The 22543-nt window shown below is 70.7% G+C and carries 26 protein-coding genes; 11 read left to right on the plus strand and 15 right to left on the minus strand.

The features are described 5' to 3' along the window. Position 1: 1 nt before the first annotated feature. Positions 2-628 carry a LysE family translocator gene (locus AC07VX_RS14960; RefSeq protein WP_493166565.1) on the minus strand — a complete coding sequence of 209 codons (627 nt, stop codon included), beginning with the start codon at positions 626-628 and terminating at the stop codon, positions 2-4. Between the two features lie 151 nt (positions 629-779). Between AC07VX_RS14960 and AC07VX_RS14965 the strand changes: the two genes are divergently transcribed. Continuing rightward, positions 780-1106 (plus strand): hypothetical protein, encoded by a 327-nt coding sequence (locus tag AC07VX_RS14965; protein ID WP_493166564.1) that lies wholly within the window; start codon positions 780-782, stop codon positions 1104-1106. Between the two features lie 63 nt (positions 1107-1169). Continuing rightward, entirely contained in the window at positions 1170-1976 is an 807-nt protein-coding gene (locus AC07VX_RS14970) for a ParB N-terminal domain-containing protein (RefSeq protein ID WP_493166563.1), read from the plus strand. Here the strand turns inward: AC07VX_RS14970 and AC07VX_RS14975 are convergent. From AC07VX_RS14975 to AC07VX_RS14985, 3 genes are read right to left on the minus strand one after another with little or no spacing between them, the layout of a single operon-like run. Further along, a complete protein-coding gene (locus AC07VX_RS14975; protein WP_493166562.1) occupies positions 1973-2971 on the minus strand; it encodes an HD-GYP domain-containing protein in 999 nt (332 codons plus the stop codon). The two genes, AC07VX_RS14970 and AC07VX_RS14975, sit on opposite strands and share 4 nt — an antisense overlap. Then, positions 2968-6561, minus strand: a complete 3594-nt coding sequence (locus AC07VX_RS14980) for a PAS domain S-box protein (RefSeq protein WP_493166561.1) — start codon at positions 6559-6561, stop codon at positions 2968-2970. Before AC07VX_RS14980 ends, AC07VX_RS14975 begins: the two co-directional genes overlap by 4 nt. Positions 6562-6591: 30 nt before the next feature. Next, positions 6592-7404: a crotonase/enoyl-CoA hydratase family protein gene (locus AC07VX_RS14985; protein ID WP_493166560.1), complete on the minus strand. Its 813-nt coding sequence runs from the start codon at positions 7402-7404 to the stop codon at positions 6592-6594. A gap of 91 nt (positions 7405-7495) precedes the next feature. Here AC07VX_RS14985 and ureE point away from each other — a divergent pair, with 91 nt between their 5' ends. Continuing rightward, positions 7496-8158, plus strand: a complete 663-nt coding sequence (gene ureE, locus AC07VX_RS14990) for an urease accessory protein UreE (RefSeq protein WP_493166559.1) — start codon at positions 7496-7498, stop codon at positions 8156-8158. 26 nt (positions 8159-8184) lie between these two features. On the opposite strand, the gene AC07VX_RS14995 is transcribed toward ureE, so the two are convergent. Next, a complete protein-coding gene (locus tag AC07VX_RS14995) occupies positions 8185-8982 on the minus strand; it encodes a hypothetical protein (protein ID WP_493166558.1) in 798 nt (265 codons plus the stop codon). Between the two features lie 67 nt (positions 8983-9049). Between AC07VX_RS14995 and AC07VX_RS15000 the strand changes: the two genes are divergently transcribed. From AC07VX_RS15000 to AC07VX_RS15010, 3 genes are read left to right on the plus strand one after another with little or no spacing between them, the layout of a single operon-like run. Continuing rightward, a complete protein-coding gene (locus tag AC07VX_RS15000; RefSeq protein ID WP_493166557.1) occupies positions 9050-9733 on the plus strand; it encodes an urease accessory protein UreF in 684 nt (227 codons plus the stop codon). Then, positions 9730-10377 (plus strand): urease accessory protein UreG, encoded by a 648-nt coding sequence (gene ureG, locus AC07VX_RS15005; RefSeq protein WP_493166556.1) that lies wholly within the window; start codon positions 9730-9732, stop codon positions 10375-10377. Before AC07VX_RS15000 ends, ureG begins: the two co-directional genes overlap by 4 nt. After that, positions 10370-11209 (plus strand): urease accessory protein UreD, encoded by an 840-nt coding sequence (locus tag AC07VX_RS15010; protein WP_493166555.1) that lies wholly within the window; start codon positions 10370-10372, stop codon positions 11207-11209. Before ureG ends, AC07VX_RS15010 begins: the two co-directional genes overlap by 8 nt. Before the next feature lie 16 nt (positions 11210-11225). Here the strand turns inward: AC07VX_RS15010 and AC07VX_RS15015 are convergent, their stop codons facing one another. The 6 genes from AC07VX_RS15015 to AC07VX_RS15040 all read right to left on the minus strand — a co-directional run bounded on the left by AC07VX_RS15015 (position 11226) and on the right by AC07VX_RS15040 (position 15739). Next, entirely contained in the window at positions 11226-11609 is a 384-nt protein-coding gene (locus AC07VX_RS15015; protein WP_493166554.1) for a hypothetical protein, read from the minus strand. Positions 11610-11643: 34 nt separating this feature from the next. Beyond that, positions 11644-12411, minus strand: coding sequence for a TerC family protein (locus tag AC07VX_RS15020; RefSeq protein ID WP_493166553.1), 768 nt, complete (start codon positions 12409-12411; stop codon positions 11644-11646). Positions 12412-12520: 109 nt separating this feature from the next. Beyond that, complete coding sequence (locus AC07VX_RS15025) at positions 12521-13513, minus strand: GlxA family transcriptional regulator (protein ID WP_493166552.1); 993 nt, start codon at positions 13511-13513, stop codon at positions 12521-12523. Next, positions 13506-14084, minus strand: a complete 579-nt coding sequence (locus AC07VX_RS15030) for a cysteine hydrolase family protein (protein WP_493166551.1) — start codon at positions 14082-14084, stop codon at positions 13506-13508. The genes AC07VX_RS15025 and AC07VX_RS15030 overlap by 8 nt, the downstream gene beginning before the upstream one ends. Before the next feature lie 86 nt (positions 14085-14170). Continuing rightward, positions 14171-15184, minus strand: a complete 1014-nt coding sequence (locus AC07VX_RS15035) for a 2-dehydropantoate 2-reductase (protein ID WP_493166550.1) — start codon at positions 15182-15184, stop codon at positions 14171-14173. Between the two features lie 12 nt (positions 15185-15196). After that, the gene (locus tag AC07VX_RS15040; RefSeq protein WP_493166549.1) at positions 15197-15739 is read right to left on the minus strand and encodes an Mpo1 family 2-hydroxy fatty acid dioxygenase; all 543 of its coding nucleotides are present in this window, start codon (positions 15737-15739) and stop codon (positions 15197-15199) included. A gap of 103 nt (positions 15740-15842) precedes the next feature. Here AC07VX_RS15040 and AC07VX_RS15045 point away from each other — a divergent pair, with 103 nt between their 5' ends. After that, positions 15843-16448, plus strand: a complete 606-nt coding sequence (locus AC07VX_RS15045; protein WP_493166614.1) for a YceI family protein — start codon at positions 15843-15845, stop codon at positions 16446-16448. Here the strand turns inward: AC07VX_RS15045 and AC07VX_RS15050 are convergent. Genes AC07VX_RS15050 through moaA form a run of 4 tightly spaced genes read right to left on the minus strand, consistent with a single transcriptional unit; the run spans position 16434 to position 18922 of the window. Then, on the minus strand, positions 16434-16958 hold the full coding sequence (locus AC07VX_RS15050; RefSeq protein WP_493166548.1) for a GNAT family N-acetyltransferase: 525 nt from the start codon (positions 16956-16958) through the stop codon (positions 16434-16436). The two genes, AC07VX_RS15045 and AC07VX_RS15050, sit on opposite strands and share 15 nt — an antisense overlap. Beyond that, the gene (mobA, locus tag AC07VX_RS15055; protein ID WP_493166547.1) at positions 16951-17511 is read right to left on the minus strand and encodes a molybdenum cofactor guanylyltransferase MobA; all 561 of its coding nucleotides are present in this window, start codon (positions 17509-17511) and stop codon (positions 16951-16953) included. The genes AC07VX_RS15050 and mobA overlap by 8 nt, the downstream gene beginning before the upstream one ends. Next, positions 17508-17804: a hypothetical protein gene (locus tag AC07VX_RS15060; RefSeq protein ID WP_493166546.1), complete on the minus strand. Its 297-nt coding sequence runs from the start codon at positions 17802-17804 to the stop codon at positions 17508-17510. The genes mobA and AC07VX_RS15060 overlap by 4 nt, the downstream gene beginning before the upstream one ends. Further along, positions 17804-18922 carry a GTP 3',8-cyclase MoaA gene (gene moaA, locus AC07VX_RS15065; RefSeq protein ID WP_493166545.1) on the minus strand — a complete coding sequence of 373 codons (1119 nt, stop codon included), beginning with the start codon at positions 18920-18922 and terminating at the stop codon, positions 17804-17806. The genes AC07VX_RS15060 and moaA overlap by 1 nt, the downstream gene beginning before the upstream one ends. A 71-nt stretch (positions 18923-18993) precedes the next feature. Here moaA and AC07VX_RS15070 point away from each other — a divergent pair, with 71 nt between their 5' ends. From AC07VX_RS15070 to paaK, 4 genes are all read left to right on the plus strand, one after another. Beyond that, positions 18994-19929: a carbohydrate kinase family protein gene (locus tag AC07VX_RS15070; RefSeq protein ID WP_493166544.1), complete on the plus strand. Its 936-nt coding sequence runs from the start codon at positions 18994-18996 to the stop codon at positions 19927-19929. A 78-nt stretch (positions 19930-20007) separates the two neighbouring features. Next, on the plus strand, positions 20008-20811 hold the full coding sequence (locus AC07VX_RS15075) for an enoyl-CoA hydratase-related protein (RefSeq protein WP_493166542.1): 804 nt from the start codon (positions 20008-20010) through the stop codon (positions 20809-20811). Further along, positions 20811-21239, plus strand: coding sequence for a hydroxyphenylacetyl-CoA thioesterase PaaI (gene paaI / locus AC07VX_RS15080; RefSeq protein WP_493166541.1), 429 nt, complete (start codon positions 20811-20813; stop codon positions 21237-21239). The genes AC07VX_RS15075 and paaI overlap by 1 nt, the downstream gene beginning before the upstream one ends. After that, complete coding sequence (gene paaK, locus AC07VX_RS15085; RefSeq protein WP_493166540.1) at positions 21236-22534, plus strand: phenylacetate--CoA ligase PaaK; 1299 nt, start codon at positions 21236-21238, stop codon at positions 22532-22534. Before paaI ends, paaK begins: the two co-directional genes overlap by 4 nt. Positions 22535-22543 lie beyond the last annotated feature (9 nt).

Genomic DNA, 22543 nt, shown 5'->3' on the forward strand with positions numbered 1-22543 from the left:
GTCAGCGCGACACCATCATGCGCACGCCCAGGCCGATGAACACCGTGCCCGCCAGCCGGTCCAGCCAGGGGCCGATGGCGGGGCGGCGGTTCAACCAGGCGCCCACGCTGCCCGAGAAATACCCCAGCAGCCCGAACAGCAGTGCCGCCTGCGCCGTGAATACCAGGCCTAGCAGCCCGAGCTGCAGCGGCACGGCGCCCTGGGCCGCGACGACGAACTGTGGCAGGAATGCCAGGAAGAACAGCACCACCTTGGGGTTGATGGCATTGGCCACCAGGCCCTTGGCGAACAGCTGCTTCAGCGACGCGCCATCGCCCGCGGCGCCGCCCACCGCGACGCGCCCCGCGTGCCGCCAGGCCTGCACGCCCATCCACACGAGATAGGCGCCGCCCAGGCCCTTCAACAGCCCGAAGGCCAACGGCGAGGCCGCCACCAGCGCGCTCACGCCCACCACGGCCAGCAGCGTGTGGCTGAGGCAGCCCAGCGCGCAGCCGAGGCCGAAGGCCATGCCTGCGCGCCGCCCGCGCGACATGCCCATGCTGAGCACCATCAGGTTGTCAGGCCCTGGCGTGGCGGTCAGCACCAGCGCGGCGGCGAGGAAGGCAAGGGTCTGGGCAAGCGTCAACATGGCCGCATGCTAAGGCGGCGCGGCCGTTTCGCGCCTGCTGGCCGGCGCCGGGGGGCTGAACCGTAGGTTGATGCTGCGTTCAACGGTCGGGCCGTTTCCGGGCGACCCGGGTTTTTCCATCATGCGTGCCATGCCAACCGATGGGGCCGCCATGAGCACCTTGCACCTTTCCCCCGAAGCAACCCGGCGCATGCCGCAGGCCCGCGAGACCTATGTCTCGGTGCTGACCTGCCTCTTCGCGTTGTTCAATTCCGCCCGCGTGCTGGCCTACCTGCCCACCCTCTGGGCGATCCAGGTGAACGCCGATGCCAGCCAGCACTCGCTGTGGACCTGGCTGACCTGGACCGGCGCCAACGCCACGATGGCTGCCTGGCTCTACGAGCAGAACGGCCGCCGCTTGAGCCGCGCCATCGTGGTGAGCCTGTGCAACGCCACGCTGTGCCTCGCGACGACCGCGCTGATCTGCTTCTACCGCTGAGGGGCGCCACCGCGAGGCTATCTAGAATCCGGGCCCTTTTCCTGCGCGCCCGCACCCGGATTCATGGACATCGTCGTCAACGAAGAACTCAAGGCCTACATCGACCCGTTGACCTCAGAGGAGCATGAGGCGCTGGAGCGCAGCATCCTGGCCGAAGGCTGCCGCGACGCGCTGGTGCTGTGGGGCAACGTGTTGGTGGATGGGCACAACCGCTACGGCATCTGCAGCAAGCACGGTATTCCTTTCCAGACGGTGCAGAACCCGCGCTTCAAGTCCTTCGAGGACGTGCACCTGTGGATGATCGACCAGCACCTGGGCCGGCGCAGCATCTCGGACTACCAGCGCGGCGTGCTGGCGCTGCGCAAGCGCGAGATCGTGGCTGAGCGCCGCGCGCGCCGCATGGCGGTGGAGTCGGGCGCGGCGGTCCAGCCCCAGGTGGTGGATGCACCCGCGGCACCGGCGTCCGTGCCGCCGCAGGATGGTCTGGAAACCCGCGAGGCCCTGGCCCGGGCTGCGCGGCTGAGCAGCAGCCAGGTGGTGCTGATCGAGAAGATCCAGAAGCAGGGCGCGCCCGAGCTGGTCGCGGCGGTGAAGGCCGGCGTGGTTTCCATCAACGCGGCCGCCGCCGTTGCCACGCTGCCTGCCGAGGAGCAGGCTGCAGCTGCGGCGGCCGGAGCCGACGAGTTGAAGCAGGCGGCCAAGCGGGTGCGCGAGGCCCGGCGCAGGCCGCCTGCCGCCGAACCGGCGGTGGAAGCGGACGCAGTCGTGCCTGAGGAGGTAGATACCGTGGAATCGCTGCGCCAGCGCGTCGCGGCGCTGGAAGCCGAGAACGCGGCGCTGCGGGACCAGCTGGCGGCGCTGCGGGCCTAGTCTGCCCAGCGCTCGCGGATGGCCAGCACCTGCGGCAGCTCGCCGATGAAGCGTTCGACGAGGTTGGGGTCGAAGTGCTTGCCCGACTCGGCGCGCAGCAGGTCCAGCGAGGCGTCCACCGTCCAGGCCTTCTTGTAGGGGCGCTCGCTGGTCAGGGCATCGAAGACGTCGCAGATGGCGACGATGCGGGCTTCCAGCGGGATGGCCTCGCCGGCCAGCCCTTCGGGGTAGCCGCTGCCGTCGAACTTCTCGTGGTGGTAGAGCGCCACGCGCCGTGCCATCTGCAGCACGCGGGCCTCGTGCTCGCCGATGATCTCGGCGCCCATCTCGGGGTGGCGGCGCATGTGGGCCCATTCCTCGGCGTCGAGCTTGCCGGGTTTGAGAAGCACGGCGTCGGGGATGCCGATCTTGCCGACGTCGTGCATGGCTGCGGCGTTGAGCAGGTCGTCGGCCTCGTTGTCGCTCATGCCCAGGCTCCTGCCGATGACGGCCGCGAAGTGGCTCATGCGCAGCACGTGGCGACCGGTCTCGTTGTCACGGTACTCGCCAGCGCGGCCCAGGGCCTGCACGATGGCGAGGCGGCTTTCGCGCAGCTCGTCGGCAGCGACGAGCGAGAGGTGGTTGCGCACCCGCGCGAGCACGATGGGGCCGCTGACGGGCTTGGTGATGTAGTCCACCGCGCCGGCGGCGAAGCCTTCGGCCTCGTGCTCGGGGTCGGACAGCGCGGTGACGAAGACGACCGGTGTGCGGCGCAGCGCGGCGTCAGCTTTTAGCCGGCGGCAGACGTCCAGGCCCGTGAGGCCGGGCATCATGACGTCGAGCAGGATGAGGTCGGGCCGCTCGCGGGCGGCGAGTTCCAGCGCCTTCTCGCCGTCGCGCGCGAAGGACAGGCGGTAGCGGCTTTGCAGGATCTGGCGCAGCACCTGCAGGTTGGCGGGCTCGTCGTCGACGACCAGCAGGCGCGGGCGCCTGTCGTCGTTGGGGCTGTCGGTCATCCCAGTTCCTTTGTCAGCCGGGCCAGATGGCGCCGCGCCTCCTCGAATTCAAAGTCCATCAGCGCCGCCTCCAGCGGCTCGCGCTGCACGGCCGTCAGGGCCTGCAGCACGCGTTGGCTCAACTCGTCCGGCAGCTCGCCACGCGCCAGGGCCTGGTCCAGGGCCTGGGCATCGGCGGGCTGCCAGGCCGTGACCGGCGGCGCGTCGGCGATTGTGGCGGCGGGCTGCTGGGCGAGCTGTTCACGCAGTGCCTCAAGCCGTGCATGCTGCTCGCGCCAGGCCGCGGCGGGGTCGGGCAGGCCGCCCTTTTCCAGCCCGGCCAGCGCGCCGGTCTCCAGGCCGAAGTTGCCGAGGGTGCCGCGCAGGCGGTGGGCCCAGGCGGCGTCCTCGGCGCCCCGGGGCCAGTGGCCGAGGCAGTCGTCCAGGAAGCGTTTGAGCTGGCTGCGCAGCAGCTCGGCGCTGCCCCAGCGGGCCAGGCCGGCCGCCCAGTCGTGGCCGGGCGGCAGGGCGTCGGCGTCTGCTGCCGCTGCGGTGGCGATCGGTGCTGCCTGCAGGCCCAGCACGCGTGCCACCTCGGCCTGCAGCGCCGCCCAGTCGATGGGCTTGACGGCGAAGCCGTCCATGCCGGCGTCGGTGGTCATCTGGCGGTCACCCTGCATGGCGCTGGCAGTCAGCGCGATGACGGGCAGGCGGGGGCGGCCCTCGGAGGCTTCAAGCTCGCGCAAGGCCCGGCAGGCCTGCAGGCCGTCCATGACCGGCATCTGCACGTCCAGCAGCGCCACGTCCAGGCCGCCCTCGCGCATGCGGGCCAGCGCTTCCTCGCCGTTCGTGGCGCTGCTGACGGTGTGGCCCTGCTCGCGCAGGCGCAGCTCCAGCAGCACGAGGTTCTCGGGCACGTCGTCGGCGATGAGCACCCGCAGCGGCGGCAGGGCCTCGACGTGCGCCAGGCTGCCGAAGCCTGAGGCGGCGTCGCTGCTGGCCTCGGCCAGCGCCAGGCGCACCCAGAAGCGGCTGCCCTGGCCGGGCGTGCTGTCCACGCCGATCTCGCCGCCCATCAGCTGCGTCAGCTGGCGGGCGATGGTGGTGCCCAGGCCCGTGCCGCCGAAGCGGCGCGTCATTGTGGCGTCGGCCTGGGCGAAGGGGTCGAAGATGTGGGCCAGCCGGTCGGACGCGATGCCGATGCCGGTGTCGATGACCGACAGCTCCAGCCGCCCGTCGCCCAGCGCCTGGGCCGCCACGGTGACGCCGCCGTGCTCGGTGAACTTGACGGCGTTGCCGGCGAGGTTGAGCAACACCTGGCGCAGCCGCAGCGGGTCGCCCTGCAGGAGCGCGGGAAGGCCGGCGTCCAGGTCCAGCTGCAGCGCCAGGCCCTTGCGGCGCGCGCCGAGTTCCAGCGTGGAGAGCACGTCCTGGCAGAGCTGGCGCAGCGAGAAAGGGCGCGATTCGAGCTCGACGGCGCCGTTCTCGAGCTTGGCGGTGTCGAGGATGTCGTTGAGCAGGCCCAGCAGCGCGCGCGCCGAGCGCTGCACGGTCTGCATGTGCTGGCGGGCCGCGGGCGGCAGCTCGCCGTCCAGCACCACGTCCGTAAAGCCGATGATGGCGTTCATCGGCGTGCGGATCTCGTGGCTCATGTTGGCCAGGAAGGTGCTCTTGGCGGCGGCGGCGGCTTCGGCGCGCTCCTTCTCGCGGCGCAGGTCCAGTTCCAGCCTGTGGCGCTCAGTCAGGTCGGTGACGAACTTGACGATGCGCATGGGCTTGCCGGCGGCGTCGAGGATGGGGTTGTAGGTGGCCTGGATCCATATGTGGCGGCCGTCCTTGCCGACGCGCTCGTACTCGCCGCTGCGGAACTCGCCGCGTCGCAGCGCTGCCCAGTGTTCGGCGTAGTCCTGGCCGGCGGCCTCCTCGGGCAGGCACAGCAGGCGGTGGTGGCGGCCCAGCAGCTCGTCGGCGCCGTAGCCCACCAGGGCGAGGAAGTTGTCGTTGACGTGGGTGATGTGGCCGTCCAGGTCGAACTCGATGACGACCAGCGCGCGCCGGATGGCGGCCAGCACGCCGGCGAACTCGGCATTGCGCAGGCGCTGTTCGGTGATGTCCAGCAGCAGGGCGTCGACGCGGGCCTGGTCGCCTTGCAGCGGCGTGATGGTGCCGGTCTCGGCGATCCAGCGCACCTGCCCGTCGCGGCACAGCAGCCGGTACTCCATCTGGTAGGTGCGGTTGCTGGACGTGCCGCGCCGCGCAGCGCGGCCGGCGCTGGCCTGGTCGTCCGGGTGGATGAGCCGGTCCAGGCCGATGGCGTCCTGCATCAGCTGCGCGGCGCTCCAGCCGGTCAGTTTCTCGATGCCCTCGCTGACGAACAGCAGGCGTGTGTGGCCGTTGCTGAAGTCGTGCAGCGCATGCACGACCGCGCCCGGCAGGTTGGCGATCAGGCTGCGGTGCTGCTGCTCGCTGTCGGCCAGCGCCTGCTCGATGCGGCGGCGCTCGCTGATGTCGGCGATGAAGGCCACGCGCAGCGCCTCGACCTCGCCGTGGGACTTGCCGATGGCCAGGCGCAGTGGCAGCTCGTGGCCGTCCAGCGTGCGGCCCAGGGTCTCGGTCACGCCGTCGGGCAGCTGGCCGGCCTCGCGCAGCGTGGGCACGAAGTCGCTAAGGTTGCGGCCGACGAGCTCGGCCTCGGTGGCGCCGAAGATGCGCGCGGCGGCGCGGTTGACGCTCTGGATGCGGCCGGCCATGTCCATGCGCACGACGCCGTCCACGGCGGTGTCGAACAGCGCCTGCAGCCGCGCCTCGCTACGCGTCAGTTCCAGGAAGACGATGCGGTAGCGCAGCGCGGCGCTGACGGCACCGCACAGCGCGCTGACGACGCCGGCGATGAGGGCGATGGCGAGCGCCAGGTCCAGGTGGCGCCCGAAGGCGGCGGCAGGGTCGGCATCGGCCACGCCGACGAAGCGGGCCGCGTGCATGGCCGTGTAGTGCATGCCCGAGATGGCCGCGCCCATGACGAGGGCGGCACCCAGCTCCGCCACGCGCTCGGGTAGCCGAACCCGCTTCGCCAGCGCGGTGCGCACCCATAGCGCCAGCACGGCCAGCACGACGGCCACGACGATGGAGGCAGCAAACCAGGCCGGGTCGTAGCGCAGGCTGGCGCTCATCTGCAGGGCCGCCATGCCGCTGTAGTGCATCAGGCCGATGCCGGCACCCATCAGCACGCCGCCAATCAGCAGCCGCAGGCCACTGCTTTCGCGCGAGGACAGCTGCGTCAGCGCGACCCAGGCCGCGCCCAGCGCCGGCAGCATCGACAGCCCGGTGACCCAGCGGTCGTAGCGGACTTCGGTACAGAGCTGGAAGGCCAGCATGCCGATGAAGTGCATGGCCCATACCCCGGCGCCCAGCGACAGCGCGCCTGCGCTCAGCGCCCCCAGGCGCAGCATGCGGGTAGGGCTCTCGCGGGCCTTCACGGCCAACTGCAATGCCATGTAGGCGCTGAGCACGGCCACCAGCACCGACAGGGCCACCATGAGCGGGTCATGCGTGCCCGGCACGAGGCGGGTGGCGGGGGTGGCGTCGAGCAGGAAGAAGCGGTCGAGCGGCATGCGGCGGTCCTCGGACGCGGTGGGCCAGGGTCAGTCGCGGAAGTTCGGCACGCCGCCCTTGCCGGCCATCATGGCCTTGCTGAGGTCTTCGCTCATCAGCATCGCCGCGTTCCAGGTGGCGATGTAGTTCAGGCCGTCGGCCACGGAATGGTCGCGGGCGTAGTTGAGCTGCTCCTTGGTTCCGCGGATGGACAGCGGCGACTTGGCAGCAATGACGGCGGCCACCTCGCGCACGCCGGCCTGCAGGGCCTCGCGGCTGTCGAACACGCGGTTGACCAGGCCGATCTCGCGTGCCTCGGCCGCCTCCACGCGTCGGCCGGTGTAGGCCAGCTCGCGCACCAGGCCCTGGCCGCCGACGAGCTTGGGCAGGCGTTGCAGCGTGCCGACGTCGGCCACCATGCCGATGTCGATCTCCTTGATGGAGAAGTAGGCGTCGGCGCTGCAGTAGCGCATGTCGGCGCAGCAGATCAGGTCGATGCCGCCGCCCACGCAGGCGCCGTGGATGGCCGCGAGCACCGGCTTGCGGCAGCGCTCGAGACTCGTGAGGGTGTCCTGCATGTCGAGGATGACGCGGCGCAGTGCCTCGCGGGTGCGGCCATCGCAGGGGTCCTGGATCTGCGGGGCCAGGCCCATCATCATCGAGAGGTCGATGCCGGCGGTGAAGTTGCGGCCTTCGCCCTCCAGCACCGCCACGCGGGCCTCGGCCTGGCCGTCCAGCCAGTCGAAGGCCAGGCGGATGTCCTGCCACATCGTCGCGTTCATCGCGTTGGCCTTGTCGGGACGGTTCAGGCGCACGGTGGCGATGTGGTCCTGGATGGAGACGGTGAGGGTTTCGAGGTTCATGGCTGGCCGGCAGCAGGCTTGAAAGCCTGCATGATGCCCGGCAATCCCCTGCCGCACTGTCGCCACCGGGCCAGCGCCGATACTTGCGCCCATGATCCACGCCACCAAACGCATCGCCGGCGGTGCCGGCCTAGCCGCCGTGCTCGTCAAGCGCGCGCCCTCGCTCGAACTCGACTGGGACACCCGCAGCAAGAGCCGCTTCTCCGCCACCGACTCAGCCGGCCGCGAGATCGGCGTCGTGCTGCCGCGCGGCACGGCCTTGCGCGGTGGCGACGTGCTGGTGGCCGAGGACGGCACGCTGCTGCGCGTCATCGCCGCGGCCCAGCCGGTGCTGCAGGTGCGCTTCTGCGCCGAGCACGGCCAGCCCTTCGACCTGCTGCGCGCTGCCTACCACCTCGGCAACCGGCATGTGCCGCTGGAGCTGCAGCCCGAGCTGCTGCAGTTCGAGCCCGACCCCGTGCTGGCCGACATGCTGCGCCGCCAGCACCTCATCGTGACCGAGGCCCGGGCCGCCTTCGAGCCCGAAGGTGGCGCCTACGGCGAAGGGGCCGGCCACGGCCATCACCAACATGAACACCATGACCACCATGACCACCATGACCACCATGGCCATGCCCATGCCCACGGCCACGGCCACGGCCATGCACATGAGCCTGCCGCCGAGGCCGCGCCGGCGCGCAAGCCGCTGGCCATCCCGGTGAAGGCGCATGATGCCGGCCACGTGCATGGCCCGGGCTGCAAGCACGACCACTGAGCGCCATCGCCCGGCGGCGGGCGGGTTCAGTCGTCGCTGGGCGGCGCGACGCCGTTCAGCGCCTGCGTCGTGTGATGCGTCGTGGCATCGGAGCTGGCCACGGCCCGAAAGCGCTGCACCAGCGATTCGGCCTCGGTTCGGCGGCCGGTGTTGACCAGCACGAGCACGATGTTGGCGAGCTGCAGGTCCATATGGCGTTGAATGCTGCGCTGCACGGTGGCATCTGCCATCGGCGCCGGCTTGGCAGTGAAGTTCTGCAGCGAGCGTTGCACCCGCTCGAAATGCGCGGCTGCGATCGGCGGCGTCAGGTACTGGCCCGCGAGGTTGAAGTCCTGCAGCGCCACGAATGCGGGCAGCGCGAACAGTACGGCCGAGTCGGCCAGAACCGGGTCGCGGGCGGCCAGGCGCGCGAAGGCATCGCGGGTCGACGCGGGATCACGGAGCTGGGCGTTGACCTTGGTCAGCGTCAGCATGACCGCCGTGCTCCTCTGCCCCCCGGCGGCCACCCGGGCGGCCAGCTTCTCCCGGGCGAGCAGCACGCCCTCCATGGCCGGTGGATAGTGGCGGGCCAGCTTGGCCCACTCGGGCAGCAGGTTGACTTGCGCAATGCCCGGCTCGCCGTACTCTTCGGCCAGGGCGTGCTCGTAGAGCCAGCGGAACCGGTCGTTCGCCTCCGACAACTTGCCCTCGACGACCTGGGTGCTGGCCGCCTGCATGATCTGCGGCGCGGTCATGCCGGCGGGCGGCTCCCAGGCGCTGGCTTCCCCGGACATGGCGGCCAGACTCCAGGCCAGCATGCCGGCAACGATGGATGGCTTCTTCATCGTGCTGTCTCCCTGATGCTCGAAGCAGTTTAGGCTTCGCCCCTCGCATCCGCCCTCCCCAAACAGCATGACCGAGACGAGCCCCCCGACGCTGCTGCACCTGCTCTGGCTGGCCAGCCCCGCGCTGCCGGTGGGCGGCTTCAGCTACTCCGAGGGCCTGGAGGCGGCGGTCGATGCGGGTGTCGTGCATGACGAGGCCAGCGCCGGCGACTGGCTGCTGAACCAGCTCGAACTCGTGCAGGCCCGCGCCGAACTGCCCGTGGCCGCGGCCGCGCACGCCGCAGCGGTGGCGCTCGACGGCGACCGGCTGGCAGGGCTCAATGCCTGGGTGCTGCTGACGCGCGAGACCAGCGAGAGCCTGCAGCAGTCTCGGCAGATGGGGCGCAGCCTGCTGGCCTGGATGCAGAGCCTGGTGCCCGACGCGGCCGTGCTGCCGCTGCTGCTGGCGCTCAAGCCTGCGCCCACCTGGCCCGTCGTCATGGGTGCCGCCGCGGCGGCCCGTGGCGCCGCGCTGGAGCCCGCGCTGCAGGCCATCGCCTTCGGCTGGGCCGAGAACCTGATGCAGGCCGCCGTGAGGAGCGTGCCCCTTGGCCAGACGGCCGGCCAGCGCCTGCTGGCACGCCTCGTGCAAGCCATTCCGCCAGCCGTGGCGACGGCCCTGGCCGCGCCTGAGCCCATCGCCTTCGCGCCGCTGCTCGGCGTCCACGGCGCCCGCCACGAAACCCAGTATTCGAGACTGTTCCGCTCATGACCGCTCCATTGCACGCCATCCCGAACCGCACCAAGAAGCTCCCGCCACTGCGCGTCGGCGTCGGCGGGCCGGTCGGATCGGGCAAGACCACTCTCGTCGAGATGCTCTGCAAGACGATGCGCGACAAATGGGACCTCGTCGTCGTCACCAACGATATCTACACCAAGGAAGACCAGCGGCTGCTGACCGTGGCCGGCGCGCTGGCGCCCGAGCGCATCATGGGCGTGGAAACGGGTGGCTGCCCGCACACCGCCATTCGCGAGGACTGCTCCATCAACCTCGAGGCCGTGGACCGCATGCTGGAGAAGTTCCCGGAGGCCGACATCGTCTTCGTCGAGAGCGGCGGCGACAACCTCGCGGCCACCTTCAGCCCGGAGCTGTCGGACCTGACGATCTACGTCATCGACGTGGCCGCCGGCGAGAAGATCCCGCGCAAGGGCGGCCCCGGCATCACCAAGAGCGACCTCTTCGTCATCAACAAGACCGACCTGGCGCCGCACGTGGGGGCCGACCTGGACGTGATGCGCAGCGACACCGCCCGCATGCGGCCCGTGAAGCCCTGGGTCATGACCAACCTCAAGACCCGCGAGGGCCTGGCCGAGGTCGTCGCCTTCATCGAGAAGAAGGGTCTTCTCGTTGCCTGATGTCATCCGCTGGCCCGCGCGGCTGACGCTGAGCGCGGCCCGTGACGGCGCCGGCGCGACCCGCGTACATGCGCGTCACGACGGCCCGCTGCGGCTGCTGAAGACGCTTTACCCGGAAGGTCCCGGCATCGCCCATGCCGTGCTGGTGCACCCGCCGGGCGGCCTGGTCGGTGGCGACCTGCTTGACGTCACGCTGGATGTCCAGGCCGGCGCCCATCTGCTGGTGACGACGCCGGCCGCCACGCGCTTTTACCGCTCCAACGCCGGCGAGGCGGCTCAGCTCGTGCATGCCCGCGTGGGTGAGGGCGCGCGCCTCGAATGGCTGCCGCAGGAGACGCTGGCCTATCCGGCCTGCATCGCGCGCAATGAGGTGAGGTTGAGCCTGGCGCCCGGCGCCAGCCTGTTCGCGACCGAGGTGCTGGGGCTGGGCCTGCCCGCGGCGGACCAGCCGTTCGACACCGGCCGGCTGCTGCAGCACTTGGAGATCACCGGCCAGTGGCTGGACCGCGGCTGGCTGGATGCCGCCGACAAGGCGCTGCTCGACGGCCCCTGCGGCCTGGGGGGCAAGCGCGTGCTGGGCACGCTGGTCTATGCGCAGACCTCCGCGCTGGGCGACGCCGAGGCGCTGCTCACCGAGGGCCGCGCACTGCTCACCGAGGTGCCGTGCTCGGGCATCACGCATCTGCAGGGGCCGCGCGGTACGGTGCTGCTGGTGCGTGTCGTCGGCGACGAGGTCGAGGCCGTCACGCTGGCGCTGCGGCAGGTGAGGGCACTGTGGCGCGAGAAGCTGTGGGGGCTGGCCAGCAGCGACCCGCGGATCTGGGCCACCTGAGTACGCCGCGCGCGGGTCAGAGCGACCGCCAGGTCGGGATGCAGTGTTCGGCCAGCGCCGTGACCCAGTCGGGCTCGCCCGGCACGAAGGCGAGGCCGAAGCGCGGACTGACGACAAAGCCCGCACGCTCGAAGGCGTCGGTGTCATGGGCGGCGACGAAGCCGGCCAGCGAAGCGAAGGGGATGGCGACGGTGCCCAGGTGCAACACCGGCGCGCGCCGGGTCACCTCTTCGAGCCTGCCGCCGTCCTGGAAGCGGTAGACGCAGTCGCCGTAGTCGTAGGCCGTCAGCGCAACGTTGTTGCGCTCGACCGCCGCCGGCCGGCCCATCTGCGCGGTGAGCTGCTCCGGCGAGATGCCGAAGGAAACCGCGTCGACTCGGATGAAGGGCGTCAGGTGCACGCCCCGAGTGTGCCCGCTTGCCGCGATGCGGGCTTTACTCGTCGTCGCCGCCCGGGATCTGCTGGCGCAGCTTGACCTTGGTCGCCGCCTTCTTGCGCATGTTGATGTTCATCATCTCCACGCCCAGCGAGAAGGCCATCGCGAAGTAGATGTAGCCCTTGGGCACGTGGTGGCCGAAGCCCTCGGCGACGAGCACGACGCCGACGACGACGAGGAAGCTCAGCGCCAGCATCTTGATGGTCGGGTGGTTGGACACGAAGCGGCCGATGGGGCCGGCGAACAGCATCATCAGGCCGACCGAGCAGACGACGGCGGCGATCATGATGCGCACGTCATCCACCATGCCGACGGCAGTGATGATGGAGTCCAGCGAGAACACCAGGTCGATGACCATGATCTGCAGGATGACGGATGCGAAGGCTGCCTTGGCCTTGCTGCCGGTGTCCTGGGTCTCGTCCTCGCCTTCCAGCGAGCCGTGGATCTCGCCCGTGCTCTTCCAGATCAGGAACAGGCCGCCGCCGATGAGGATGAGGTCTCGGCCCGAGATGGGCTTGTCGAACACGGGCAGCGTGAACAGCGGCTCCACCATGCCGACGATCCAGGCCAGCATCATCAGCAGGCCGATGCGCATGAACATGGCCGCGAACAGGCCCAGGCGCCGCGCCACTTCCTGGCGGGCCTTGGGCAGCTTGTCCACCAGGATGCTGATGAAGATGATGTTGTCGATGCCCAGCACCAGCTCCAGCGCGGTCAGCGTGGCGAGGGCAATCCAGGTCTGCGGGTCGGTCAGCAGTTCGAGCATGGCAGCGTCGGGGAGCGTGGGGAACCCGGAATTGTCGTCATGCGCCTGGCCGAGGAGGCCAGTTTGTTCCTGAACGAAGCTTCGGTTTTGCTTGGGGTGTCGGCGCCGCTCAGGCCGGGCCGGTGCGGCGCCGCGCGTTGGAGGGCGTACCCGGCCAGCCCGCTGCGGCCCAGGCGCGGCGCAGCTGCAGCTCGGTGTTGAAGCCAGCCACCTCGCTGGCAGAAGCGACGCTCGCGCCGGCCTCCAGCGCGCGCCGGGCCGCGGACAGCCGCAGACCGCGCAGATAGGCCTGCGGGCTGGTGCCGGCATGCTGGGCGAACAGGCGGCTCAGCGTGCGAGTTGTTGTAGCCGCCAGATCGGCCATGCGCTCCAGTGGCCAGTCTTCGGCGGGGGCCACGCTGAGCGCATCCTGCACACGATGCAGGCGCGCATTCAGGTGCTGGCGGTGGGCCAGCAATGGCGAGAGCTCGGGGTCGGCCGGGCCGCGGCGCAGGGCCACGGCCATCTGCTCGGCGACACGTGCCGCCACCAGCTCGCCGGCGTGTTCTGCGATCAGGTGCAGGGCCAGGTCGATGCCGGCCGTGACGCCGGCGCTGGTGAAAACCTCTGCGTCCCGCACGAAGACGCGGTCCTGCAGCACGCTGCAGCGCGGCGCCAGGCGGGCCAGGTCGTCCAGGTGCTGGTGGTGGGTCGTTGCGCGGCGGCCGTCGAGCAGGCCGGCCTGGGCGGCGAGCAGCGCGCCGGAACAGACCGTGACCAGGCGCAGCCCTGGCCGTCCCGGGGCGAGACGGGCCAACCAGGCCAGCAGCTCGCTCTGCGCCCGCGGCCGCCGGGCCTCTGCGGCCGAGGTGCGCCCGACAAGCACGATCCAGCTGCCGTCGGGCAGCGCCCGCGGCAAGGGTTCGATGGCCTGCAGCCGGATGCCGACCGAGCCGGTGGATTCGGCGCTGGCACCGACGAAGCGCAGCGCGAAGGGGGCCGCAGTCAGCTTCAGCGCGGCCATCTCCAGACTGGCCAGACGCAGCGCCTCGGCCGGGCCGGCCCAGTCGAGGACGAGGCTGTCGTCCTGCAACACGAAGACGACGTGCTTGGCTTCAGGCAAGGGCGGGCTCTCTCGTGGCAACTGCCTGCAGCGCGGCCTCGGCGTCCATCACCCGGGCGAACCGGCCGTCCAGCACGGCGGCGGTGCGGGCGCGCAGCTGTGCGGGCGTAAGGGGTGAGCCATCGGGGTGCTGCATCGTGAACGTGAGTGTCGCCTCGGGCACGTAGATGACGTCCCAGCCGAGGTCCGACGCGTGGCGGGTGGTCGTCTCGCAGCATTGTTCGGTGCGTATGCCGCTGATGACGAGCCGGCGGATGCCTTGCTGCGTCAGCCACACGTCCAGGCCGCTGCCGACGAGGGCACTGTGGCGGGTCTTGTGTACGGTGAGGTCGGCCTTGAAGTCGCGCAGGCCTTCGAGCGGGCGCACGTGGCCGCTCTCCAGGCTGAAGGGGTCGGCGCCCGTGACGTCGGGCTGTACGTGGAAGACGCGCACGATCGGCAGCCCGGCCTTCTCGAAGCCTTCGATGAGGCGGTTCTGGGCTTCGAGATAGGCGGGCAGGCCTTCGGTTTCGAAGCTGGGGCGTTGGGTGAAGGAGTGCTGGACGTCGATGACGATGAGGGCGGTGGTCATGCGGGGCCTCGTTGCGTTGTTGAGGCACGCAGTGTTGCGCCGGCAGTCATCCATCGCCACGCACAGGCAGACGGAGATGGATCAGATCAGGACAAGCCGAGTGCGCGCAGCAGCTCGCTCGGAGAATGGGGCTGGCGGCGCCTGGGCCAGTCCTTGACGAGGCCCAGCATGCGCTGGTTCAGCGGGGCGCTGCGGCCCAGGCTTCGCGCCAGGCGCATGACCTCGCCGCACAGGGCGTCGATCTCGGTGGTGCGGCCGGCGGCGAGGTCGTCGGCCATGCTGGAGCGGGCCTTGGCGTCGATGCGCAACATGCGCGCGGCAGCCAGGCGGAAAGCGAAGGTCGGCAGGCGCAGCAGCGTCAGCAGCTTGCGCGGCGGCAGTGGCGTGATCTGGGCGACTGGGCGGTGTGCCGCGTCCAGCAGGTCCAGGGCCTCTTCCTGCAGGGCTGCCAGCACGCGCCGGTAGCCGCGCTGCAGAAGTTCGTCGCGCAGCGGCAGGCCGGACAGCGCGTTGACGGGGTTGTTCAGGTTCAGCAGCAGCTTGCCCCATTGCACGGGGCCCAGGTCGGCATGCAGTTCCAGCCGCATGCCGACCCGGGCCAGGGCGGTCTGCCACGCGGCCAGCGCCAGGTCGTCGGGGTTGCCCTCGGCGGCCAGGGCTCCGCCCGTGCCGCGGTGGTAGTGGCCGGGTGCGATCTCGGCGATGTTGTAGGGCACCATGCCCGCGTGCCAGTGCAGCTGCGGCGCGGCCTCTCGTGCGGCCGCGGCGTTGCCGATGCCGTTCTGCAGGCTGACGACAGGCGTACCCAGCGGCAGCGTCAGCCCGAGAGCGGTGGCTGCCTCGACGGTGCCGCCGGACTTCACACACAGCAGCACGAGGTCGGGCCTGAGCCCGGCTGGCGGCTCCTCGTGCAGACGCAGGTCCAGCGGCGGGATGCGGCGGTCCAGACCGTCCTGGTCGGTGAGGTGCAGGCCGTGCTTGCGCAGGCCGGCCAGCACGCGCGGGCGGCCGACGAAATGGACCGGCACGCCGGCAAGCTGCGTCAGGCCGCCGACGAAGCAGCCGACGGAGCCGGCGCCCATGACAAGAACGCCGGTCATGGATTCAGCGGCTCAGACAGGGTGGGCGAGGTCGCGCAGATGCGTTGGCCCGACGCGCTTTTCGATCTCGGCCAGCAACGGGCGCCCCCAACCGAGCATGAACAGACCCTCGCCGACGACGAACATCGGGCCGACGAGCAGGCCGACGAGGTCGTCGACGAAGGCGGGCTTCCTGCCCTCGTAGTAGTGGCCGACGAACTGGAAGATCCAGCCAACGACGAAGCTGCCAACGCCGACGACCAGCCAGCCGGCGGTTGTCGCGCCCTGCGCGGCCGTCATGGCCAGTGCGGTCAGCACGCCGTTGACGATGGCCGTGGCGGCGCCCAGGGCGAGGTTGCCGCGCGTGAGGTACCAGAGCGCGCTGACGGCCCACAGCACGATGGCCGCGTTCATCGGCGCGCCGGCGAGCGTGAACTCGGCGCGCGACAGCAGCACGCTGATGGCGAAGACGATGAGGGGGATGCCGACGAAGTGCGTCGCGATGTTGCGGCGGTCGCGGTGGTAGGCGGCGTACTGGGCCATCAGGTCGAGGGCGGGGCGGAACAGGCTGGCCATGGCGGGGCTCCGTTGAGGAGGATGGTGGCTATGCTAGTGCAGCCCGGCACGGCAGCGTTGCGCGCCGGCCCGGAAATCCCCGCGGAAAACCCCCGACTTGAGCGTGCAAACGACACCGAGACGCCGCCTGCTGCTGGTGGCGGCGCTGGCGGCCCTGGCCGGCTGCGCCGCCCCGCCACCCGACGCCGCGCCCGCAGCCGCCGCAGGCGACGAGCTGCGCATCCTCGTCTTTCGGGGCGGCACGGCGGGCCGGCTGGGCCACAACCACGTGCTGGGTGCGGCGGACCTGCGGGTGGACTGGCCGGCGGCGGGGCCGGTGCTGCGCTTTCGCCTGGATGCGCTGGACATCGACCCGCCGGCCCTGCGCGAGCGCCTCGGGCCGGCGTTTGCGAGCGCCGTGGACGACGCGGCCCGGGACGGCACGCGGGCCAATCTGCTGAAGGCGCTGGACGCGGCCACCCACCCCGAGGTCGCCGTGCGCACGCTGCAGCAGCTGGGCGAGGGCGCGCGGCGTGCCGTGGAGGCCGAGATCACGCTGCACGGCGTCACGCGGCGGCAATGGTTCGTCGTCGAGGTGGTGGCGAGGCGCGCGCGGGGCGAGGTCGTCATCCGACAGAGCGACTTCGGCATCCAGCCGTTCACGGTGCTGGGCGGCCTGCTGGCGGTGCAGGACGCGCTGGTGGTGCAGTTCGACCTAGTCCAGCCTTAGCCGCATCAGGTCCTTGTCCATGCTGCGGCCGTCCGTCAGACGGATGGCGTCCGGCAGGCTGCCGTAGCGCGCGAAACCCTGGCTTTCGTAGAGCCCGATGGCGGCGTGGTTGCCGGCCGTGACGCTGAGCGTGACCTGGGCCAGCCCGGGCACAGCCTTCAGCCGTGCGATGGCCTCCACCAGCAGGGCCCGGCCGATGCCGCGGCCGCGATGGGTGTCGGCCACCATCATTCCGATCAGGTGGGCGAGGTGCTGCACCTTCAGGCGCGGTTCGCGCTCGCAGGTCAGGGCGCCCACCAGGCGGGCGCCGTCCAGCGCCACCAGCGTGAACAAGGTGCTGCCGCCCGAGCCGCCAGCCAGGCGGTTGCGGTAGCTGGCCAGGTCGCGCCGGCTCTCGGTCTCGGCGTCGGACGTGAAAGCCTCCGGGTGGCCGGCCAGCATCGCGTCGCGCAGCGCCTTGTAGGCCAGCAGGTCGGGCTCCAGCATGGGGCGGATGCTCAGTTCAGCCATGCAGGTCGGCGAGGTGGTTGAGGTTGGCGAAGGCGGCCTCGTCGTCGAAGCGGGCGACACCATGGGGCTGCCCGCGCATCCAGCGCAACACGGCGCGGCCGCCAGCCTGCAGGTGCTCGGCCAGCGGCTCGCGCAGGCGGGCGTGCAGCAGCGCGTGGGTGGGGTGCTCGCGCCCGGCCTGCGCGAAGGCGAGGCCGTGCGGCGCGGCCGCGGCGAGCAGCCGTTCGGCGAGATCGTGGGGCAGGCGGGGGCAGTCGCAGGGGGCAGTCAGCAGCCAGGCGTCGTCGGGGATGGCTCGCAGCCCGGCCAGCATGCCGGCCAGCGGCCCGGCGAAGGTCAGGCCGGCCGGGTCGGGCAGCACGGGGGAGCCGAAGGCGGCGTAGGCGTCGAGGTGGCGGTTGGCGCTGATCAGCAGACCGCTCACCTGCGGGCGCAGGGCATCGAGCACATGGGCGGCGAGGGGGCGGCCCCGCCAGGGCTGCAGGCCCTTGTCGACGCCCCCCATGCGACTGCCCTGGCCGCCGGCCAGCACCATGCCGATGACGTCGTTCATGGCGGCGGCTGGCCCGGCGCGCCGGGGAAGACGTCCGCGTCGTGCCGCGGTCCTTTCATGACGGCCGTGACCCAGCAGCCGATGAGCCAGGTGGCCACCATGGTCAGCGCGAACAGGCTGCTGCCGATGACGATGAAGTCGATCAGCAACTGGCTGCGGGTGGCGTCGCTGGCCAGGCCGGGCTGGTAGAAGCCCTTGACGAACTCGCCGAGGGTCCAGGGCAGGAGCAGGCAGGCGGCCAGGGCCAGGGCTGCACGGCGGCGCAACGAGGGGGTGAACCAGCCGCTGCGCATCAGCCGCCGATGTAGTGCATCTCGACCCGGCGCTCGCCGGTCGGCGCCTGGCCACTGCCGCGCAGCTGGGAGTAACGGTCGGCGCGGCCGGACCAGACATTGGCCACGGCCCCGGCGATCTGTGCGTCGCTGACGGCCGCGGTGCCGCGCAGCAGCCCGCGCAGGTCGTGGCCTCGGGTCGCGAAGAGGCAGGTGTAGAGCCGCCCTTCGGTGGACAGCCGCGCACGGTTGCAGTCGCCGCAGAAGGCCTGCGTGACCGAGGAGATGAAGCCCACCTCGCCGCCGCCGTCGGCATAGGCCCAGCGTTCGGCGGTCTCGCCGGGGGCGCTGTGCGACAGCGGAGCGAGGGGAAACTCGGCCGCGATGCGGCGCTGCACCTCGGCGCTGGGCAGCACCTGGTCCATGCGCCAGCCGTTGGTGGCGCCGACGTCCATGTATTCGATGAAGCGCAGCACGATGCCGGTGTTCCTGAAATGGCGGGCCATGGGCAGGATCTGGTCGTCGTTGACACCGCGCTGCACCACCATGTTGACCTTGATCGGCCCCAGGCCCGCTGCCTGCGCCGCGGCAATGCCGTGCAGCACCTGGGCCACGGGAAAGCCGACGTCGTTCATGCGCTGGAAGACGGCGTCGTCCAGCCCGTCCAGGCTGACCGTCAGGCGCTTCAGCCCGGCGGCGCGCAGGCCGGCGGCCTTCTTCGCGAGCGTCGAGCCGTTGGTCGTCAGCGTCAGGTCCAGTTCGCGGCCTTCGGGCGTGCGCAGCGCCGCCAGCATCTCGATCAGCGTCTCGAGCCCACGGCGGAGCAGCGGTTCGCCGCCGGTGATGCGCAGCTTTTCCACGCCCAGGCCGACGAACGCGCGGGCCAGCCGGGTGATCTCCTCAAAACTGAGGAGGTCGCTGTGGGGCAGGAATTCGTGGTGCTTGTCGAACACCTGCTTGGGCATGCAATAGCCGCAGCGGAAGTTACAGCGGTCGGTGACGGAAATGCGCAGGTCACGCAGCGGCCGGCCGAGGGCGTCGGCCAGCGGCACTGCAGGCAGCTCGGCCGACCCGGGGATGACCGGTGCGACCGCCGGCGCGGTGCGGATGTCGTGCAGAGGAATCGTGCGTGCGGACATGGGCCGATTGTGTCAGCGCGCCAAAAGCCGGGGCTTGCGGCGGGCCGGCCGGCGCGCTTGAATCGGCGGAGATGATCCTGCACCCCGATCTGCCGCAATTCATCGCCTTCGGCGAAGCCCTGACCGACCTGATCCGCGTCGGCCCGGATCGCTGGCGCAGCGCCTGCGGCGGCTCACCCTGGAACGTGGCCGTGGCAATGTCGACGCTGGGCCAGTTGAGTGCCTTTGCCGGCGCCATCAGCCAGGACCCTTTCGGCGCCGAGATCTGGCGCAGCAGCCAGGAAGCGCACCTGGACATGCGCTTCATCCAGCAGTTGCCGCGGCCGCCGCTGCTGGCCGTCGTGCACGAGGTGGACCCGCCGCGCTACTTCTTCATCGGCCAGGACAGTGCGGACCTGCATTTCCGCCCCGAGGGCCTGCCTGCCGGCTGGACGCGCTCGCTGCGCTGGGCCCACTTCGGCAGCCTGGGGCTGGTGCGCGAGCCGCTGGCAGGCCGGCTGCTGGCCCTGGCGCAGGCGCTCAAGAGCGAGGGGCGCCTCATCAGCTACGACCCCAACTTCCGTGCGCCGCCGATGGACTCGCGCTACGACGACACGCTGGAGCAGATGTGCCGGCTGGCTGACGTCATCAAGGTGTCCGACGAAGACCTGCGCGGCCTCTTCCGCCTGTCCGACCACCGCTCCGGTCTGGCCCAGGTCTCGGCCTGGAATCCCGGCGCCTGGCTGCTGCTGACCCGCGGTGCCGCGGGGGCGACGCTGTATCACGGCGTCGAGGAGTGCACCGGGCTGCCGCCGCGGGTGGAGGTTGTCGACACGGTGGGCGCCGGCGACTCGGCCCTGGCGGGGTTGCTGGACAGCCTGATGCGCGACGCCGGCGCACCGGCCGAGCAGCACCTGCGCTGGGCGCTGGCGGCGGGCGCGGCGGCCTGCACGGCACCCGGCTTTGCGCCGCCGCGGCCGGCCCATGTGGCGGCATTGGTCGACGACGTCGAAATCGTCAGGGACTAGGGTTTTCCCGTTCGCCACTTGATCCAGATCAAGCTCGCTTCTACGATTAACCGACCGGTCGGTAGAGAAATGAATTCCATGTCCGAACACCTGATCCAGATCGAGCAACAAGGCGCCGTGCGCCTGCTGCGGCTGAACCGCCCCGAGGCGCTGAACGCGTTCACGACGGGCCTGCTGGGCCAGCTGCGCCAAGCGCTGGAGGCTGCGGCCTCGGATGGCGGCACGCGCTGCGTGCTGATCACGGGCGCCGGCCGGGCCTTCAGCGCGGGGCAGGACCTGGCCGACCCGCATGTGGCGCCCAGCCGCGATGCCGGCGCCGCGCCCAAGGACATCGGCCATCTGCTGGACCACTACTACATCCCGCTGGCCCTGCGCCTGCGCAGCATGCCCATCCCCGTCGTCGCGGCCGTCAACGGCGTGGCGGCCGGGGCCGGCGCCAGCCTGGCGCTGGGCTGCGACATCGTGCTGGCCGGCGAGAGCGCCAGCTTCATCCAGGCCTTCTCCAAGATCGGCCTGATTCCGGACTGCGGCGGCACCTGGCTGCTGCCCCGCCTGGTGGGCCGCGCCAAGGCGCTGGAGATGGCCCTGCTTGGCGACAAGCTCAAGGCCGTGGATGCCGAGCGCCTGGGCCTGATCGCCCGCGCGCTGCCCGATGCTGAGTTGATGGACGCGGCCATGGCCACCGCCCAGAAGCTGGCCGCCATGCCGACCCGCGCGCTGGCCGAGACACGCTTTGCGATGGACGAGGCGCTGAAGCTGGACTTCGAGAGCGCCCTCAAGCGCGAGGCCGCACTGCAGAGCCAGCTCGGCTTTGCCTACGACTACCAGGAGGGCGCTGCCGCCTTCCTGGACAAGCGCAAGCCCGAGTTCAGGGACCGCTGATGGACGCGCAAGCCATTGCCGACAAGGTGCGCGACGTCATGTTCGCGGACGATGCCGCGAGCCGCATGCTGGGCCTGCAGATCGCCGAGATCGCTCCCGGCCGGGCCGTGCTGACGATGACCGTGCGGGCCGACATGCTGAACGGCTTTGCGATCTGCCATGGAGGCCTGATCGCGACGCTGGCCGACTCGGCCTTCGCCTTCGCGTGCAACAGCCGCAATGCGCTGACGGTGGCCTCGGGCTTTGGCATCGACATCCTGAAGTCGGCCAGATTGAATGATGTGCTGACGGCCACGGCGGAGGAGACCTCGCTGGCCGGCCGCACGGGCCTCTACGACATCACGGTGAAGAACCAGAACGGTGATCTGATCGCGATGTTCCGTGGCCGCTCCTACCGCCTCGGTGAACGCAAGGTGTTCGAAGCATGACCGTCAAATCCCCCCGCCCCGGCGACCTGGAGCCCATCGAAACCGCCAGCCGCGACGAGTTGTCCGCGCTGCAGCTGGAGCGCCTGCGCTGGAGCCTGCAGCACGCCTACGACAACGTGCCGCACTACAAGGCCAGGTTCGACGAGAAGGGCGTGCACCCGGCTGACCTGAAGCAGCTCTCCGACCTGTCGAAGTTTCCCTTCACCACCAAGCACGATCTGCGGGCCAACTACCCCTTCGGCATGTTCGCCATGCCGCGCCAGAAGCTGGCGCGCATCCACGCCTCGTCCGGCACGACGGGCAAGCCAACGGTGGTGGGCTACACGCTGAAGGACATCGACAACTGGGCCAACCTGGTGGCGCGCTCGATCCGGGCCGCGGGTGGCCGCGCGGGCGACCTGGTGCATGTTGCCTACGGCTACGGCCTCTTCACCGGTGGCCTGGGTGCCCACTACGGCGCCGAGCGCCTGGGTTGTACCGTCATCCCGATGAGTGGCGGCCAGACCGAGAAGCAGGTGCAGCTCATCACGGACTTCAAGCCCGACATCATCATGGTCACGCCCAGCTATATGCAGGTGCTGATCGAGGAGTTCGCCCGCCAGGGGCTGGATGCGCGCGAGTCGTCGCTGAAGGTGGGCATCTTCGGCGCCGAGCCCTGGACCGAGGCGATGCGCCGCGAGATCGAGGCCGGTGCCGGCATCGACGCGGTGGACATCTACGGCCTGTCGGAGGTGATGGGTCCGGGCGTGGCCAGCGAGTGCGTCGAAAGCAAGGATGGCCCGGCCATCTGGGAAGACCATTTCTACCCCGAGATCATCGACCCCGATACCGGCGAGGTGCTGCCTGACGGCAGCGAGGGCGAACTGGTCTTCACGTCGCTCAGCAAGGAGGCGATGCCCGTCATCCGCTACCGCACGCGCGACCTGACGCGCCTGCTGCCACCCACCTCGCGCAGCATGCGCCGCATGGGCAAGATCGTCGGCCGCAGCGATGACATGCTGATCATCCGCGGCGTCAATCTCTTCCCCACGCAGGTCGAGGAGTTGGTGCTGCAGGAGAAGGGGCTGGGCGGGCAGTACCAGCTGGTCGTCACGCGCGACGGGCATCTGGATGAACTGCTGATCCGCTGCGAGCTGGCGCTGGGCGCTGCCGACGACGGCATTGGTCGCCGTCTGGCCGAGCGCATCAAGAACCTGATCGGCGTGACCGCCACCATCCAGGTCGAGCCGAACAATTCCATCGAGCGCACGCTGGTCGGCAAGGCCCGGCGCGTCGTGGATCAACGCAAGAAGTAAGGAGCTTCA

This window comes from Roseateles sp. GW821-FHT03B02 (genome assembly GCF_059421025.1).

Bases quoted from the DNA above. Each gene is read 5' to 3' on its own strand.
- AC07VX_RS15000 (WP_493166557.1), top strand. From the start codon at position 9,050: ATGACCGAGACGAGCCCCCCGACGCTGCTGCACCTGCTCTGGCTGGCC.
- ureG (WP_493166556.1), top strand. From the start codon at position 9,730: ATGACCGCTCCATTGCACGCCATCCCGAACCGCACCAAGAAGCTCCCG.
- AC07VX_RS14980 (WP_493166561.1), bottom strand. From the start codon at position 6,561: ATGCCGCTCGACCGCTTCTTCCTGCTCGACGCCACCCCCGCCACCCGC.
- AC07VX_RS14960 (WP_493166565.1), bottom strand. From the start codon at position 628: ATGTTGACGCTTGCCCAGACCCTTGCCTTCCTCGCCGCCGCGCTGGTG.
- paaK (WP_493166540.1), top strand. From the start codon at position 21,236: ATGACCGTCAAATCCCCCCGCCCCGGCGACCTGGAGCCCATCGAAACC.
- AC07VX_RS15035 (WP_493166550.1), bottom strand. From the start codon at position 15,184: ATGACCGGCGTTCTTGTCATGGGCGCCGGCTCCGTCGGCTGCTTCGTC.
- mobA (WP_493166547.1), bottom strand. From the start codon at position 17,511: ATGAACGACGTCATCGGCATGGTGCTGGCCGGCGGCCAGGGCAGTCGC.
- AC07VX_RS14965 (WP_493166564.1), top strand. From the start codon at position 780: ATGAGCACCTTGCACCTTTCCCCCGAAGCAACCCGGCGCATGCCGCAG.
- AC07VX_RS14975 (WP_493166562.1), bottom strand. From the start codon at position 2,971: ATGACCGACAGCCCCAACGACGACAGGCGCCCGCGCCTGCTGGTCGTC.
- AC07VX_RS14995 (WP_493166558.1), bottom strand. From the start codon at position 8,982: ATGAAGAAGCCATCCATCGTTGCCGGCATGCTGGCCTGGAGTCTGGCC.
- AC07VX_RS15030 (WP_493166551.1), bottom strand. From the start codon at position 14,084: ATGACCACCGCCCTCATCGTCATCGACGTCCAGCACTCCTTCACCCAA.
- paaI (WP_493166541.1), top strand. From the start codon at position 20,811: ATGGACGCGCAAGCCATTGCCGACAAGGTGCGCGACGTCATGTTCGCG.
- ureE (WP_493166559.1), top strand. From the start codon at position 7,496: ATGATCCACGCCACCAAACGCATCGCCGGCGGTGCCGGCCTAGCCGCC.
- AC07VX_RS15050 (WP_493166548.1), bottom strand. From the start codon at position 16,958: ATGGCTGAACTGAGCATCCGCCCCATGCTGGAGCCCGACCTGCTGGCC.
- AC07VX_RS14970 (WP_493166563.1), top strand. From the start codon at position 1,170: ATGGACATCGTCGTCAACGAAGAACTCAAGGCCTACATCGACCCGTTG.
- AC07VX_RS14985 (WP_493166560.1), bottom strand. From the start codon at position 7,404: ATGAACCTCGAAACCCTCACCGTCTCCATCCAGGACCACATCGCCACC.
- AC07VX_RS15020 (WP_493166553.1), bottom strand. From the start codon at position 12,411: ATGCTCGAACTGCTGACCGACCCGCAGACCTGGATTGCCCTCGCCACG.
- AC07VX_RS15070 (WP_493166544.1), top strand. From the start codon at position 18,994: ATGATCCTGCACCCCGATCTGCCGCAATTCATCGCCTTCGGCGAAGCC.
- AC07VX_RS15075 (WP_493166542.1), top strand. From the start codon at position 20,008: ATGTCCGAACACCTGATCCAGATCGAGCAACAAGGCGCCGTGCGCCTG.
- moaA (WP_493166545.1), bottom strand. From the start codon at position 18,922: ATGTCCGCACGCACGATTCCTCTGCACGACATCCGCACCGCGCCGGCG.
- AC07VX_RS15060 (WP_493166546.1), bottom strand. From the start codon at position 17,804: ATGCGCAGCGGCTGGTTCACCCCCTCGTTGCGCCGCCGTGCAGCCCTG.
- AC07VX_RS15040 (WP_493166549.1), bottom strand. From the start codon at position 15,739: ATGGCCAGCCTGTTCCGCCCCGCCCTCGACCTGATGGCCCAGTACGCC.